The organism is Streptomyces sp. 8N706, assembly GCF_052245415.1.
GTDB lineage: Bacteria > Actinomycetota > Actinomycetes > Streptomycetales > Streptomycetaceae > Streptomyces.
On sequence record NZ_JBQQBW010000083.1, the window covers coordinates 13,959 to 29,864 of the forward strand.

General features: G+C 69.4%; 11 protein-coding genes. 6 read left to right on the top strand and 5 right to left on the bottom strand.

The annotated features are described in order from the left end of the window. Position 1: 1 nt before the first annotated feature. The 3 genes from glpK to ACTWQE_RS25200 all read right to left on the bottom strand — a co-directional run bounded on the left by glpK (position 2) and on the right by ACTWQE_RS25200 (position 3,366). Positions 2-1,525, bottom strand: coding sequence for a glycerol kinase GlpK (glpK, locus tag ACTWQE_RS25190; RefSeq protein ID WP_443331321.1), 1,524 nt, complete (start codon positions 1,523-1,525; stop codon positions 2-4). Between the two features lie 35 nt (positions 1,526-1,560). Beyond that, positions 1,561-2,346: an MIP/aquaporin family protein gene (locus ACTWQE_RS25195; protein ID WP_443331322.1), complete on the bottom strand. Its 786-nt coding sequence runs from the start codon at positions 2,344-2,346 to the stop codon at positions 1,561-1,563. A 255-nt stretch (positions 2,347-2,601) separates the two neighbouring features. After that, complete coding sequence (locus tag ACTWQE_RS25200; RefSeq protein WP_443331323.1) at positions 2,602-3,366, bottom strand: IclR family transcriptional regulator; 765 nt, start codon at positions 3,364-3,366, stop codon at positions 2,602-2,604. A 242-nt stretch (positions 3,367-3,608) separates the two neighbouring features. On the opposite strand from ACTWQE_RS25200, the gene metH reads away from it, so the two are divergent. From metH to ACTWQE_RS25220, 4 genes are all read left to right on the top strand, one after another. Then, positions 3,609-7,115 carry a methionine synthase gene (metH, locus tag ACTWQE_RS25205; RefSeq protein WP_443331324.1) on the top strand — a complete coding sequence of 1,169 codons (3,507 nt, stop codon included), beginning with the start codon at positions 3,609-3,611 and terminating at the stop codon, positions 7,113-7,115. 184 nt (positions 7,116-7,299) lie between these two features. Continuing rightward, the gene (locus tag ACTWQE_RS25210; RefSeq protein WP_443331325.1) at positions 7,300-8,001 is read left to right on the top strand and encodes an HAD family hydrolase; all 702 of its coding nucleotides are present in this window, start codon (positions 7,300-7,302) and stop codon (positions 7,999-8,001) included. A gap of 425 nt (positions 8,002-8,426) precedes the next feature. Then, positions 8,427-10,031, top strand: coding sequence for an ABC transporter substrate-binding protein (locus tag ACTWQE_RS25215; RefSeq protein ID WP_443331326.1), 1,605 nt, complete (start codon positions 8,427-8,429; stop codon positions 10,029-10,031). 63 nt (positions 10,032-10,094) lie between these two features. Continuing rightward, positions 10,095-11,693, top strand: a complete 1,599-nt coding sequence (locus tag ACTWQE_RS25220) for an ABC transporter substrate-binding protein (protein ID WP_443331331.1) — start codon at positions 10,095-10,097, stop codon at positions 11,691-11,693. A gap of 159 nt (positions 11,694-11,852) precedes the next feature. Here the strand turns inward: ACTWQE_RS25220 and ACTWQE_RS25225 are convergent, their stop codons facing one another. Together ACTWQE_RS25225 and ACTWQE_RS25230 are read right to left on the bottom strand one after the other, a co-directional pair. Further along, positions 11,853-12,524 (bottom strand): response regulator, encoded by a 672-nt coding sequence (locus tag ACTWQE_RS25225; RefSeq protein WP_443331327.1) that lies wholly within the window; start codon positions 12,522-12,524, stop codon positions 11,853-11,855. Between the two features lie 13 nt (positions 12,525-12,537). Then, positions 12,538-13,632, bottom strand: a complete 1,095-nt coding sequence (locus ACTWQE_RS25230; RefSeq protein ID WP_443331328.1) for a RecB family exonuclease — start codon at positions 13,630-13,632, stop codon at positions 12,538-12,540. 126 nt (positions 13,633-13,758) lie between these two features. On the opposite strand from ACTWQE_RS25230, the gene ACTWQE_RS25235 reads away from it, so the two are divergent. Both ACTWQE_RS25235 and ACTWQE_RS25240 read left to right on the top strand, forming a co-directional pair. Next, positions 13,759-14,982, top strand: coding sequence for a site-2 protease family protein (locus ACTWQE_RS25235; protein ID WP_443331329.1), 1,224 nt, complete (start codon positions 13,759-13,761; stop codon positions 14,980-14,982). 45 nt (positions 14,983-15,027) lie between these two features. Further along, on the top strand, positions 15,028-15,906 hold an 879-nt coding region (locus tag ACTWQE_RS25240), incomplete at its 3' end, for a tRNA (adenine-N1)-methyltransferase (protein ID WP_443331330.1).

Below are 15,906 nucleotides of genomic sequence, written 5' to 3' on the forward strand. Positions count from 1 at the left end.
TTTACTCCTCGTCCTCGATCCAGCTCATGGTCCGCTCGACGGCCTTGAGCCAGCTCTTGTACTCGCGGTCGCGTACGTCCGCGTCCATCCGGGGGGTCCACTCGGCAGCGCGGCGCCAGTTGGAGCGCAGCGCGTCGGTGTCGGGCCAGAAGCCGACGGCCAGACCGGCGGCGTAGGCGGCGCCGAGGCAGGTCGTCTCGGCGACCATCGGGCGCACCACGGGTGCGTCGAGGACGTCGGAGAGCGTCTGCATCAGCAGGTTGTTGGAGGTCATACCGCCGTCGACCTTGAGCGCGGTCAGTTCGACGCCGGAGTCCTTGCTCATCGCGTCGACGATCTCGCGGGTCTGCCAGGCGGTGGCCTCGAGAACGGCGCGGGCGATGTGCGCCTTGGTGACATAGCGGGTCAGGCCGGCGATGACACCGCGGGCGTCGGAGCGCCAGTACGGGGCGAACAGGCCGGAGAAGGCCGGCACGAAGTACGCACCGCCGTTGTCCTCGACCGAGCTCGCGAGCGTCTCGATCTCCGCGGCGCTGTTGATCAGGCCCATCTGGTCGCGCATCCACTGCACCAGCGAGCCGGTGACCGCGATGGAGCCCTCGAGCGCGTAGACCGGGTCCTGGTCGCCGATCCGGTAGCCGACGGTCGTCAGCAGACCGCTGTACGAGTTGATGGCCTTGTCGCCGGTGTTCATCAGCAGGAAGGTGCCGGTGCCGTAGGTCGACTTGGCCTCGCCCTCGGCGAAACAGGTCTGGCCGAACAGCGCGGCCTGCTGGTCGCCGAGCGCGGAGGCGACCGGCACGCCCTCCAGGACGCCCTTCGCGGTGCCGTAGACCTCGGCGGAGGAGCGGATCTCCGGCAGCACCGCTGCCGGGACCTCCATCGAGGTCAGGATCTTGTCGTCCCACTCCATGGTGTGCAGGTTCATCAGCATGGTGCGGGAGGCGTTGGTGACGTCGGTGACATGGACGCCGCCGTCGGTGCCACCGGTGAGGTTCCAGATGACCCAGGAGTCCATGGTGCCGAAGAGGATCTCGCCCCGCTCGGCGCGCTCGCGCAGACCCTCGACGTTGTCGAGCAGCCAGCGGATCTTCGGGCCGGCGAAGTAGGACGCGAGGGGGAGGCCGGTCTCGCGGCGGAAGCGGTCCTGGCCGACGTTACGACCGAGCTCCTTGCAGAGGCCGTCGGTGCGGGTGTCCTGCCAGACGATGGCGTTGTGCACCGGCTTGCCGGTCGCCTTGTCCCACAGCACCGTGGTCTCACGCTGGTTGGTGATGCCGATGGCCTTGAGGTCCTCGCGGGTGATGCCCGCCTTGTCGAGGGCGCCGGCGACGACCTGCTGGACGTTGTCCCAGATCTCGGTGGCGTTGTGCTCCACCCAGCCCGGCTTCGGGAAGATCTGCTCGTGCTCCTTCTGGTCGACGGAGACGATCCGGCCGTCCTTGTCGAACACGATGCAGCGGCTGGAGGTGGTGCCTTGGTCGATGGCCGCGATGAACGGGCCGGCGGTGTGTGTGTCGGTCACGGTTGCTCCTGGAAGTCTGAAGAGTCTGGAAGGGCTCAGGCGAAGGCGAGCTGGTAGATCGCACCGGCGAGGGCGCCGCCGATCAGCGGGCCGACGACGGGGACCCAGGCGTAACCCCAGTCGGAGCCGCCCTTGTTCGGCAGGGGCAGCAGTGCGTGCACGATACGCGGGCCGAGGTCACGGGCCGGGTTGATCGCATAGCCCGTCGGGCCGCCCACCGAGAGGCCGAGGCCGACCACCACGAGCGAGACGATCAGTACACCGGTGCCGGAGACGGCCAGGCCCTTGGTCAGGCCCAGGGTGAGGATCGCGAGCACGAGCACGGTCGTACCGATGATCTCGGTGGCGAGGTTCTGCACCGCGTTGCGGATCTCGGGGCCGGTGGAGAAGATCCCGAGGACCGGGCCGGCCGCCGGGGCAGCACTCTTGTCGACCAGGCCCTCCTCGCCGGTGGTCTGGGCCACGATCTCCGGGTCGCGCAGATGCGCCTGGAACTGGCCGTAGTACGCGAGCCACACCAGCGTCGCGCCGATCGCCGCGCCGAGCATCTGGCCGGCGAAGTACACCGGCACATTGCCCCACTCGCCGCTCTGGACGGCGACGCCGACGGTGACCGCCGGGTTGAGGTGGGCACCGGAGAGGCTGGAGGAGATATAGGCGGCGGTGAGTACGGCGAAGCCCCACCCGAAGGTGATGGCGAGCCAGCCGGCGTTCTGAGCCTTCGAACGCTTCAGGGTGACGGCGGCGCAGACGCCGCCGCCGAGCAGGATGAGTACGGCGGTACCTATGGTCTCGCCGATGAAGATGTCGGAGCTGGACACCCGCGACTCCTTGTCCTTCGTCCAGGGGAAGGCAGACCACGGGGTCCCGCCCGTGGCCCGCGCCCTCGGTGAGGGCGGTGACCGGTCCGTGGCAGTGCCCCACCATAGCGAAGATTGTCGTCAGGTGTTCGACAATGCCGACCGGTGAACGGCAGTTTTCTTCACGGTTAGGGCGGCGTCAATAGTCGAGTGACGGCAATCTCGCACCGTTGTCCAAGCGTGACGCGGGGCGTCCGGAGGTGGTCCCGCCGGAGGTCAGAAGCGGCCGGCGCCCAGATCGCGGGAGACGGCGCGGGCGCAGTCCCGTACCGCCGCGACGAGCTGGGACCGCAACTCGCCGTCCTCACAGACCCGTTCGACGGCCCCGGTGATGCCGACCGCACCGACCGGCATCCGGCGACGGTTGTGGATGGGGGCGGCCACGGAGGCGACGCCCTCCCAGGTCTCCTCCACGTCGGAGGACCAGCCGCGCGCACGGATGAGGTCGAGCAGGCCCTCGAATTCCTCCAGGCCGGTCACCGTCCGGGAGGTGAACGCCTTCCGGTTGCCCTCGGTCACCTCACTGTGCGCGACCGGGTCGTACGCGGAGAGCACCTTGCCCAGGGCCGTACTGTGCAGCGGCTGCATGGCGCCGACCTCGAGGACCTGACGGCTGTCGTCCGGCCGGAAGACATGGTGGACGATCAGTACGCCCTGCTGGTGGAGCACGCCCAGATAGACGCTCTCGCCGCTGGACCGCGCCAGGTCGTCGGTCCACACCAGGGCCCTGGCGCGCAGCTCGTGCACATCCAGATAGCTGTTGCCCAGGCGCAGCAGCTCCGCCCCCAGCTGGTAGCGGCCCGACGCCGGGTCCTGCTCGACGAAGCCCTCCTGCTGGAGCGTGCGCAGGATGCCGTGCGCGGTGCCCTTGGCGAGCCCCAGCGTGTCGGACACCTCTGACAGACCGAGCCGTCGCTCACCGCCGGCGAGCAGCCGCAACATCGCAGCCGCTCGCTCGAGCGACTGGATCGTCCTCGCCATCGGGCAACCTCCTCCACACGGATTCGACAATGCCGAACACTATCGGCTGTTGTCGACCTCGTGGTACCGACACAGAGTCTGCCCAGGAACCGGGTGCCCGCCCACCCCCGGGAGCTCTCAGGTCTGTCCGTCCCGTGAACACGGCAGGCCCGCGACGGCGTCGAACGTTACCCTGGCCGCGTGCGCCCTCCTCCACGCGAGGGCGCAAAGCCGACAGCCGTCGCATCCCAGGGAGCTGTTCCATGGCCGCTTACGAGCCATCGTCCGCCGTAGCCGACCGAGCCTCCGCACTCCGCGAGGCCCTTGCCACCCGGGTGGTGGTGGCCGACGGGGCAATGGGGACCATGCTCCAGGCACAGGACCCCACTCTGGAGGATTTCCAGCAGCTGGAGGGCTGCAACGAGATCCTCAACGTCACCCGTCCGGACATCGTGCGTTCCGTCCACGAGGAGTACTTCGCGGCCGGTGTGGACTGCGTGGGGACCAATACCTTCGGTGCGAACTTCGCGGCGCTGGGGGAGTACGACATCGCGGACCGGATCTTCGAGCTGTCCGAGGCCGGTGCCCGGATCGCCCGCGAGGTGGCCGACGCCTTCTCCGCCGACGGCCGCCGGCGCTGGGTGCTGGGCTCGATCGGCCCCGGTACGAAGCTGCCGACTCTGGGCCACGCCCCGTACACCGCGCTGCGGGACGCCTATCAGCAGAACGCCGAGGGCCTGATCGCCGGCGGTGCGGACGCGATGCTGGTGGAGACCACGCAGGACCTGCTGCAGACCAAGGCCGCGGTCCTGGGGGTGCGCCGGGCGCTGGAGGCCACCGGGGCGGACCTGCCGCTGATCTGCTCGGTCACGGTGGAGACCACCGGCACGATGCTGCTGGGCTCCGAGATCGGTGCGGCGCTGACCGCTCTGGAGCCGCTGGGCATCGACATGATCGGGCTGAACTGCGCGACCGGTCCCGCCGAGATGAGCGAGCATCTGCGCTATCTGGCCCGCCACTCGAGGGTCCCGCTGTCGTGCATGCCCAACGCGGGTCTGCCGGTCCTGGGCAAGGACGGCGCCCACTATCCGCTCACCGCCGGGGAGCTGGCCGACGCCCATGAGGTCTTCGTCCGCGAGTACGGCATGTCCCTGGTGGGGGGCTGCTGCGGTACGACGCCCGAGCACCTGCGGCAGGTCGTCGAACGGGTGCGTGACCTCACGCCCACCGAGCGCACTCCGCGCCCCGAGCCCGGCGCGGCCTCCCTCTACCAGAGCGTCCCCTTCCGGCAGGACACCTCCTACCTGGCCATCGGCGAGCGGACGAACGCCAACGGGTCGAAGAAGTTCCGCGAGGCCATGCTGGAGGGCCGCTGGGACGACTGTGTGGAGATGGCCCGTGACCAGATCCGTGAGGGCGCGCACCTGCTCGACCTGTGCGTGGACTACGTCGGCCGGGACGGCGTCGCGGACATGGAGGAGCTGGCCGGACGCTTCGCGACCGCCTCGACCCTCCCCATCGTGCTGGACTCCACCGAGGTGGAGGTGATCCGGGCGGGTCTGGAGAAGCTCGGCGGCCGGGCGGTCATCAACTCGGTCAACTACGAGGACGGGGACGGGCCCGACTCGCGGTTCGCGAAGGTCACGAAGCTGGCGGTCGAGCACGGCGCCGCGCTGATCGCGCTGACCATCGACGAGGAGGGCCAGGCCCGCACCGTCGAGAACAAGGTGGCCATCGCGGAGCGCCTGATCACCGATCTCACCACCAACTGGGGCGTGCACGAGTCGGACATTCTCATCGACTGTCTGACCTTCACCATCTGCACCGGCCAGGAGGAGTCCCGCAAGGACGGCGTCAACACCATCGAGGCGATCCGCGAACTCAAGCGCCGCCACCCCGATGTCCAGACCACGCTCGGCCTGTCCAACATCTCCTTCGGCCTCAACCCGGCCGCGCGCATCGTGCTGAACTCGGTCTTCCTCGACGAGTGCGTCAAGGCCGGACTGGACTCGGCGATCGTGCACGCCTCCAAGATCCTGCCGATCGCCCGGCTGGACGAGGAGCAGGTCAAGGTCGCCCACGACCTGATCTACGACCGCCGCGCCGAGGACTACGACCCCCTGCAGAAGCTCATGGAGCTCTTCGAGGGCGTGGACACCACGTCGATGAAGGCGGGCAAGGCGCAGGAGCTGCTGGCCCTGCCGCTGGACGAGCGGCTGCAGCGGCGGATCATCGACGGCGAGAAGAACGGCCTGGAGGCCGACCTCGATGAGGCGCTCACCGAGCGGTCCGCCCTCGACGTCGTCAACGACACCCTGCTGGAAGGCATGAAGGTCGTCGGTGAGCTGTTCGGCTCGGGCCAGATGCAGCTGCCCTTCGTCCTCCAGTCCGCCGAAGTGATGAAGACCGCGGTGGCCTACCTCGAGCCGCACATGGAGAAGACGGACGCCGACGGCAAGGGCACCATCGTGCTCGCCACCGTGCGCGGTGACGTCCATGACATCGGCAAGAACCTCGTGGACATCATCCTGTCCAACAACGGCTACAACGTGGTCAACCTGGGCATCAAGCAGCCGGTCTCGGCGATCCTGGACGCCGCGGAGGAGCACAGGGCCGATGTCATCGGCATGTCCGGCCTGCTGGTGAAGTCCACCGTGATCATGAAGGAGAACCTGGAGGAGCTCAACCAGCGCAAGATGGCCGCGGACTTCCCGGTCATCCTCGGAGGCGCGGCCCTGACCAGGGCGTATGTCGAACAGGACCTCCATGAGATCTACGAGGGCGAGGTCCGCTACGCCCGCGACGCCTTCGAGGGCCTGCGCCTGATGGACGCCCTGATCGCGGTCAAGCGCGGGGTCCCCGGCGCCACGCTGCCCGAGCTGAAGCAGCGCCGCGTACCCAAGCGCGACACCGCGGTGCTGGAGGTCGAGGAGCCCGAGGGCGCGGTCCGCTCCGACGTCGCCACCGACAACCCGGTCCCCACCCCGCCGTTCCGGGGCACCCGCGTGGTCAAGGGCATCCAGGTGGGCGACTACGCCTCCTGGCTGGACGAGGGCGCGCTCTTCAAGGGCCAGTGGGGACTGAAGGAGGCCCGAAAGGGCGACGGCCCGAGCTATCAGGAGCTGGTGGAGTCCGAGGGCCGGCCCCGGCTGCGCGGCTGGCTGGACAAGCTGCACACCGAGAACCTGCTGGAGGCGGCGGTCGTCTACGGCTACTTCCCCTGTGTCTCCAAGGGCGACGACCTGATCCTGCTGAACGACGACGGCAGTGAGCGCACCCGCTTCTCCTTCCCGCGCCAGCGCCGCGGCCGCAGGCTCTGCCTGGCCGACTTCTTCCGCCCGGAGGAATCCGGCGAGACCGACGTGGTCGGCCTGCAGGTCGTCACCGTCGGATCGAAGATCGGCGAGGCCACGGCGGAGCTGTTCGCCGCCGACTCCTACCGCGACTACCTGGAGCTCCACGGCCTCTCCGTACAGCTGGCGGAGGCTCTCGCCGAGTACTGGCACGCGCGCGTGCGGGCCGAGCTGGGCTTCGCCGGGGAGGACCCGGCCGACGTGGAGGACATGTTCGCCCTGAAGTACCGGGGTGCTCGCTTCTCGCTGGGTTACGGGGCGTGCCCCGACCTGGAGGACCGGGCGAAGATCGCGGACCTGCTGCGGCCCGAGCGGATCGGTGTCGAGCTCTCCGAGGAGTTCCAGCTGCACCCGGAGCAGTCCACCGACGCCATCGTCATCCACCATCCGGAAGCGAAGTACTTCAACGCTCGATAACCCGGGTGACCTGCGGATTCCGGGGGCCGTCCGCCGTCGGCGAGGGGCCCCGGTGTGTGCAGCAACGCTCGGTAACCGGAAGGTCGTACAATAGTCGGTCCGGTGAAGGCCGGTCGGCGCCCCGTCCCGGGGTGGCGGCCGGCCGCTTTGTCCCTCCGGGGCAGCCCAGACGAGAGGAGCACGGATGACCAGCATCGTCCCCGCACTCGACACCCGGACGGCCGAAGAATCCGCCCTTCAAGCCGTGCTCCTCGACATGGACGGCACCCTGGTGGACACCGAGGGCTTCTGGTGGGCCGCCGAGGTCGGGATCTTCGCCGAGCTCGGTCATACACTCGGTGAGGAGCACCGCGAGGTAGTGATCGGCGGCCCCATGACGCGCAGCGCCTCGTATCTGATTCAGGCCACCGGTGCCGACATCACCCTCCCCGAGCTGTCCCCGCTGATCAACGCCCGTTTCGAGGAACTGGTCGACGGCAATGTGCCGCTGATGCCCGGCGCGGCCCGGCTTCTCGCGGAGCTGGCCGCCCATGACGTGCCGACGGCCCTGGTCTCGGCCTCGCACCGGCGCATCATCGACCGGGTGCTGCACTCGATCGGCCATGAGCACTTCGCGCTGACGATCGCCGGGGACGAGTTGGAGCGCACCAAGCCGCACCCGGACCCGTACCTGCGCGCGGCGGCCGGACTGGGCGCCGACCCGGCCCGCTGTGCGGTCGTGGAGGACACGGCGACCGGGGTGGCGGCGGCCGAAGCGGCGGGCTGCCGGGTGGTGGCGGTTCCGTCGGTCGTGCCCATCGAACCCGCCGCGGGCCGTACCGTCGTCCGCTCGCTCGAGGAAGTGGACCTTTCCTTTCTCCGGAGTCTCATCACCGGAATCCGTTGAGTGGGCACGGTGTGTGTTTCGCCGATTCGCCGGCGGAACTCCGTACGGCGGTCTCTTTCATTTCCGTGGTGTGTGTTCGGGGCGCATTCACCGGCGCTGGGCGGACGTTGAAGCAGTGACGTTTCTCACCTTCTGAGGCCTCGACAGCCCGGGGGTCGCATGCCCCCAGGGGTGCTCAACTGCCCCGCGCCGCACCCTTCTGTCCGCATTGATACCGCGCCGCGCCGATCATCCGCACGTCCGCATGCTGGACCGGTGTCAGGCGTTATCGGTGCGTGATATTGCCTCAACTTCTATGTGTTCCGGTACCGCTGGCAGTGCCGACTAATCTCGTCGCGAGAACTTTTTGCCGCAGCCCCCGTGGCCAGGACACCCCACGTCGGTATGGTCCCCGGGTTCGACGCTCACGCAGGAGACCGCCGACGATGAATCGCAAGATCTTGGTGCTTCCGGCCGTAGTGGGTCTGTTGGCTCCCGTCCTCGCCGGTTGCGGCGGTACGGACGAGGCGGGCAGCGATGCCGATCCGATCGTCGTCGGCAGTACGGACGCATTCGAGGCGACGAAGGACTTCCCTGCGCCGTTCGACCCGGCCCTCGCCTACGAGGCCGGCAGCTGGAACATCCTGCGGAACACCTTCCAGACGCTGATGGCGCTGCCCCGCTCCGGTGGCGAGCCGATTCCGGAGGCGGCGTCCCAGTGCGGCTTCTCCGACCAGAACAATGAGCAGTACCGCTGCACCCTGCGCGGCGGTATGAAGTTCGCCAACGGCCACGCCCTCACCGTCGACGACGTGAAGTTCTCCATCGAGCGCACCCTGGAGATCAAGAATCCGAACGGCCCGGTATCGCTGCTTTCGAATATCGACGCGGTCGAGACGCCGGGTGGCCGTAAGATCGTCTTCCATCTGAAGTCACCGGACGCGACCTTCCCCTACAAGCTCGCCACCCCGGCAGCGGCCATCGTGGACAGTGAGGTCTACGAGAAGCGCAAGCTGCGTGACGGCTTCGCGGTGGACGGCTCCGGCCCGTACACCCTCAGGACCGAGGAGAAGGACGGCCAGGTCGTCTCCGCCGTCTTCACCAGGAACCCGAACTACGAGGGCGGGCTCCAGCTGAAGAACGACACCGTGGAGATGCGGCTCCTCCCCGACTCCGGGGCGATGGAGAATGCCCTCAAGAAGGGCGACATCGATCTGATGACACGGACCATGTCGCCCGAGCAGATCGGCCGGCTGGAGCGCGGGGACACCGAGAACATCGAGCTCGTCGAGATGCCGGGCCAGGAGATCCGCTATCTGGGCTTCGACACCGACGACCCTACGGTGGGCGAGACGGCCGTCCGCCGGGCCATCGCACAGGTCGTCGACCGCCAGGCGCTGGTGCGCGATGTGTACGAGCGCACCGCCGAGCCGCTCTACTCGATCGTCCCCTCCAGTGTCGGTTCCCATGTGAACTCGTTCTTCAACAAGTACGGCGATCCGGATGTGGGGAAGGCGCGCCGGACACTGGCCGAGGCGGGGATCAGCACGCCGGTGAAGCTCACGCTCAACTACACCACCGACCACTACGGCCCGGCCACCGCCAAGGAGTTCACGACCCTCCAAGCCCAGCTGAACCGGAGCGGGCTGTTCGAGGCGTCGGTCAAGGGCAGGCCGTGGAAGACCTTCCGCCCGGCCCAGTCCAACGGTGAGTTCGCCGTCTACGGCATGGGATGGTTCCCCGACTTTCCCGACGCCGACAACTTCATCGACCCGTTCTTCTCCAGGAACAACTTCCTCAACACCCCTTACCGCAACGACACCATCCGCACCGAGCTGATCCCGCAGACCCGCCAGGAGACGCAGCGCAGTGCGGCCGCCGAGGACTTCGAGAAGGCGCAGGACATCGTCGCGGACGAGGTTCCGGTACTGCCCCTGTGGCAGGGCAAACAGTACGTCGCCGCCCGCGACGACATCACCGGTGTGGAATGGGCGCTCAACGCGTCCTCCGTACTGCAGCTCTGGGAGCTGGGTCGCGGTGCGAGCGGCTGACCTCCGTCGCACCCGGCGGACATCAGGCAGAACGAGATCGAACAAAGGGTGAAGTACGTGCGTGTGAGGAAACGTCATCAGTGGCTCGCCGCCCCGCTCGGGGCCGGGCTCGCTGCCGGTCTGCTCTCCGGATGCGGGTCGGATGACGGAGAGACGGTCGGCACCGGTGAGCCGATCGTCATGGGAATGACGGATGAGGTGGCGTCCACCGATCCGGCGTCCGGCTACGACCCGGCGTCCTGGCTGCTCTTCAACAATGTCTTCCAGTCATTGATGAGTTTCCCCCGCGGCAGCACGACCCCGGAGCCGGACGCGGCCAAGCGCTGCGGCTTCGACGACAGCGACAGCAAGGTCTTCCGCTGCGTTCTCAAGGACGGCCTGAAGTTCAGCAACGGCAACAGTCTCACCTCCGAGGACGTGGCGTTCTCCTTCCGGCGCACCCTGAGGATCGACGACGAGGCCGGCCCGGCGGTGATGCTGTCGACCATCCGGGACATCGAAACCCCCGATGACAGGACCGTGGTCTTCCGTCTCAGGACACCGGACGCGACCTTCCCCATGAAGATCGCCTCGGGCGCGGGGTCGATCGTGGATCACCGCGAGTACGAGGCCGACGCCCTGCGCACCGACGGCAAGGCCGTGGGCTCGGGGGTGTACCGGATGGACTCCTACGACCCGCGGAAGGAGGCCCAGTTCTCCGTCAACCCGGACTACCACGGCCCCGCCGAGGTCAAGAACTCCGGTATGACGATGAAGTTCTTCCGTGGCGACCAGCAGGCCCTCAAGAACGCCGTCCAGAAGGGCAGCGTGGACCTCGCCTACCGTGGCCTCGCCATGAAGGACATCGCCGGACTGCAGGGCTCAACGACCGGTGAAGCGGGGGGTGTCGAGGTCGTCGAAGGCAGCAGCGCCGAGGTCCAGCACCTGGTCTTCAACGTCAAGGACCCGGTACTCGGCAGACCCGCGGTGCGCAAGGCCATCGCGTACCTCGTGGACCGCGACGCGCTGGTGCGGGACGTCTACCAGCGCACCGCCAAGCCGCTCTACTCCATCATCCCGGCGGGGATCACCGGGCACAACACCGCGTTCTTCGACGCCTACGGCGACCGGCCGCAGACCTCCAAGGCCGCGTCCGCGCTGCGCTCCGCCGGCATCGACGGGAAGGTGAAGCTGACGCTCTGGGCGACCCCGTCCCGTTACGGCCCCGGCACCGTGCCCGGTTTCCAGGAGCTCGCCCACCAGCTGAACTCCAGCGGACTCTTCGACGCCCGGGTGAAATCCGTCCCCCTCCCCGAGTACGAGAAGGGCGTGAAGAACGGGAAGTACGGCGCCTACGTCAAGGGCTGGGTGCCCGACTACCCGGACCCGGACAACTTCACCGCGCCGTTCTTCGGTGAGGGCAATGTGCTCGCCAACCGCTACGACTCCGAGCGGATCACCGGTCGGCTGCTCCCGACGACCGCGGGCGAGGCCAACCGCGCGGCCACCGACAGCACCTTCGACGAGCTGCAGAACATCGTGGCGGACGATCTGCCGGTGCTGCCGCTGTGGCAGGGCAAGCAGTACGCGGTGGCCCGGGAGAACATCTCCGGACTGGAGTGGACCCTCGATGCCTCGACGGTGTTCCGCTTCTGGGAGATCAGCAAGGGCTCCGAGGAGTAACCCTTCGCTCCCGGGCGCGCGAACCGGCGCGGGCCTCGTGCGCGCGGCAGGCCCGAGCCCCGGCCGTGCCGCCGCACGTACGGGGGCGGGGCCGGGCCCCGCGGCACGGCCGGGTACATCACCCGCGGACGGGACGGGTCCGTCGGCGGCTCCCTGCGCTCACTGTGCGCCGGGCCGCACCAGCCCGCTTTCGTAGGCGTAGACGGCGGCCTGTACCCGGTCCCGCAGACCGAGCTTGGTCAGCACATGCCCGACGTGGGTCTTGACCGTCGTCTCGCTCACGAACAGATCCGCCGCGATCTCCGCGTTCGACAGCCCCCGCGCCACCAGTTTGAGCACCTCGACCTCGCGGTCGGTCAGCGTGTGCAGGGTGTCCGGCACCGGTTCCTCACCGGAGGGCAGCTTCTCCGCGTACTTGTCGAGCAGCCGCCGGGTGATGCTCGGTGCGAGCATCGCCTCGCCCCCCGCGACCACCCGGATCGCCTGCACCAGCTCATGGGCGGGCGCGTCCTTCAGCAGGAAGCCGCTGGCGCCGGCCCGCAACGCCTCCACCACGTACTCGTCGAGGTCGAAGGTGGTCAGGACGAGGACCTTCGCGGGACCGTCCCGCCCCGGGCCGGTGATCTGCCGGGTCGCCTCGACGCCGTCCATCCTCGGCATCCGGATGTCCATCAGCACCACATCGGGCTGCAGCGCGCGCACCTGATCGAGGGCCTGCAGCCCGTCGCCGGCCTCGCCCACCACGGCGAGATCCTGCTCGGCTTCCAGGATCATCCGGAAACCGGTGCGCAGCAGTGGCTGGTCGTCGACCAGTAGGACGCGGATCGCCACAGGAACTCCTTTGCTAGACCGGCCCCATTCTGCCCTGGCGGTCCCCGGCGGAGTCCTCCGGGAGAGCGGGCGATGGGACGGCCTGCGGGGGGACCGCGGGCGACGGGCCGGATGGCGGAGAGGCCGCGGGCGACGGGTCTGCCGGCGAAGGGGGCGTGGGCGGGGCGAGCGCGGGCGACGGGAGGGCGGGCGCCGCGACCGACTGCGACGGGAGGGCGGGCGCCGGGCCCAGCGGCAGCGGGTAGGGCGGGGGAGTGCCGCCGAACTCCGGGCAGAACGACTGGTGGTCGCACCAGCCGCACAGCTTGCTCGGGCGCGGCCGCCAGTCCCCGGTCTCCGTGGCCCGGCGGATGGCCTCCCACAGCGCCAGCAGTTTCCGCTCCACGGCCCGCAGATCATCCTCGGACGGGTCGTAACTGAGCACATCGCCGCTGCCCAGATAGACCAGCTGGAGGCGGCGGGGCACGGCCCCGCGCAGGCGCCACAGCACCAGCGCGTAGAACTTCATCTGGAACAACGCACCCGAGGAGTACTCGGGCCGGGGCGCCTTCCCCGTCTTGTAGTCGACGACCCGCACCTCACCGGTCGGCGCCACATCGACCCGGTCGATGATGCCGCGCAGCGTGAGCCCCGAGTCCAGCACCGTCTCGACGAACAGCTCGCGCTCCGCGGGTTCCAGCCGTGTCGGGTCCTCCAGCGTGAACCAGCGCTCCACCAGCTGCTCCGCCTCGCTCAGCCAGCGGGCCAGCCGCTCCGGGCCGGGCGCGACGCGCACCCCGTCCCCCTCCGTGCCGCCGTCCTCGCCGCCGTCAGTCTCCTCGGCGAACAGTTCGGCCAGGTCCGGCCGTGACGTCAGCAGCCGCTCCCACTCGCCCGCGACCAGGGAACGGGCGCGTGAGGCCGTACGCTCCGCCGCCGGAGCGTCGAAGAGCCGCTCCAGCACCGCGTGCACCAGCGTGCCCCGGGTCGCCGCCTCACTCGGCTTCTCCGGCAGCTGGTCGATCACCCGGAACCGGTAGAGCAGCGGGCAGGTCATGAAGTCGCCCGCCCGCGAGGGCGACAGGGAGGACGGTCGCTCGGTGGAGGGCTTTTCGGTGCTGGTTCCCATGGCGTACGACCCTACGGCCCGTCACTGACATCCAGGCGCATACCATCGACGACAGACCCCCTCGCACCGCACGATCGTGGGATCGCACCGAGCGGGAGCGAGGGTCGATGCGGACGAGAGGACACCGTGGACGAGAGCGGGGAGAGCGGCAAGCCGCTGGGGGAACCTCCTGGCGGTGGCCGGGGCAGGCCCCGTGAGACCGGCGGCGGCCTCCTCATGGGCCGGCCCTTCGGGGTGCCCGTCTACGTCGCCCCCAGCTGGTTCCTGGTCGCCGCGCTCATCACCTGGGTCTTCGGCGGCCAGCTCGACCGTGTCCTGCCCGAGCTGGGCAGTCTGCGCTATCTGGTGTCGCTGTTCTTCGCCGTGGCGTTCTACGCGTCCGTGCTGGTCCACGAGCTGGCCCACACGGTCGCGGCCCTGCGCTTCAAGCTGCCGGTCCGCCGTATCCAGCTCCAGTTCTTCGGCGGAGTGTCGGAGATCGAGAAGGAGTCCGAGACCCCCGGCCGGGAGTTCGTGCTCGCCGCCGTCGGTCCGCTGCTCTCCCTGGTCCTCTCCGGCGTCTTCTACGTCGCCATGCAGGCCGTCGAGCCGGGCACGGTCCCCGGGGTGCTGCTCGCGGGACTGATGATCTCCAATCTGATCGTCGCCGCCTTCAACCTGCTGCCCGGCCTGCCGCTGGACGGCGGCCGGATGCTGCGGGCCGTCGTCTGGAAGCTCAGCGGCAAGCCGATGACGGGCACCGTGGCCGCGGCCTGGACCGGCCGCGCCCTCGCCGTGACCGTGCTCGTCGGGCTGCCGCTGCTCACCCACACCGGTGTCCTGGGGCAGGGGACCCAGGACCTCGGAGGTCTGGACACCCTGACCGACGCGCTGCTCGCCGCCATCCTCGCCGCGATCATCTGGACCGGCGCCGGCAACAGCCTGCGGATGGCCCGGCTGCGGGAACACCTCCCGGAGCTGCGGGCACGTAATCTCACCCGCCGCGCTGTCCCCGTCGCCTCCGACACCCCGCTGTCCGAGGCGCTCCGCCGCGCCAACGAAGCCGGGGCCCGCGCCCTCGTCGTGGTCGACGCCCAGGGCAGGCCCACCGCCGTGGTCCGCGAGGCGGCCATCGTCGGCGTCCCCGAGCACCGGCGCCCTTGGGTCGAGGTGAGCGGACTCGCCCAGGACCTCAGGCCCGGGATGCGGGTGTCGGCCGAGCTGTCCGGCGAGGAGCTCCTCGACACGCTGCGGGCCACGCCCGCCACCGAGTACCTCGTGGTGGAGGAGACCGGGGAGATCTACGGCGTGCTGTCCACGGCCGACGTCGAACGCGCTTTCGTCGCGGCCATGGCCCGGCCCGGCACCTGAGATCCCGTGGCGTTCCCTGGAGAGGAGCCCGGGTAGGCTGTTCACATGTCCGAACCGACCGGTGCCGCCCGCCGTCGCGGGCCCTTCCAGGTCGGGGACCAGGTCCAGCTCACCGACCCCAAGGGACGCCACTACACCTTCACGCTCGAGGCCGGGAAGAGCTTCCACACCCACAAGGGTGCCTTCCCGCACGACGAGCTGATCGGTGCTCCCGAGGGCAGTGTTGTCCGTACCACGGGGAACGTCGCCTATCTGGCGCTGCGCCCCCTGCTCCCCGACTACGTCCTGTCCATGCCGCGCGGCGCCGCCGTGGTCTACCCGAAGGACGCGGGCCAGATCCTGGCGATGGCCGACATCTTCCCCGGGGCGCGGGTCGTCGAGGCAGGCGTCGGATCCGGCTCCCTCAGCACCTTCCTGCTGCGGGCCGTGGGCGACCAGGGCATGCTCCACTCCTACGAGCGCCGCGCCGACTTCGCCGAGATCGCGGCCCAGAACGTGCGCCGCTATTTCGGCGGCGACCACCCCGCCTGGCAGCTCACCGTCGGCGACCTCCAGGACAACCTCTCCGACACCGACGTGGACCGCGTCATCCTGGACATGCTGGCCCCCTGGGAGTGCCTGGAGGCCGTCTCCAAGGCGCTCGTCCCCGGCGGCATCCTCTGCGCCTATGTCGCCACGACCACGCAGATGGCGCGCACCGTCGAGGCGATCCGCGAGCACGGCACCTTCAACGAGCCGTCCGCCTGGGAAACGATGGTCCGCACCTGGCACGTCGAAGGCCTGGCCGTCCGCCCGGACCACCGCATGATCGGCCATACCGGCTTCCTGCTCACCGCCCGCCGCCTCGCGGACGGGGTCGAGCCGCCGCTGCGCCGCCGCCGTCCGGCCAAGGGCGCCTACGGCGAGGACTACACCGGGCCGGGG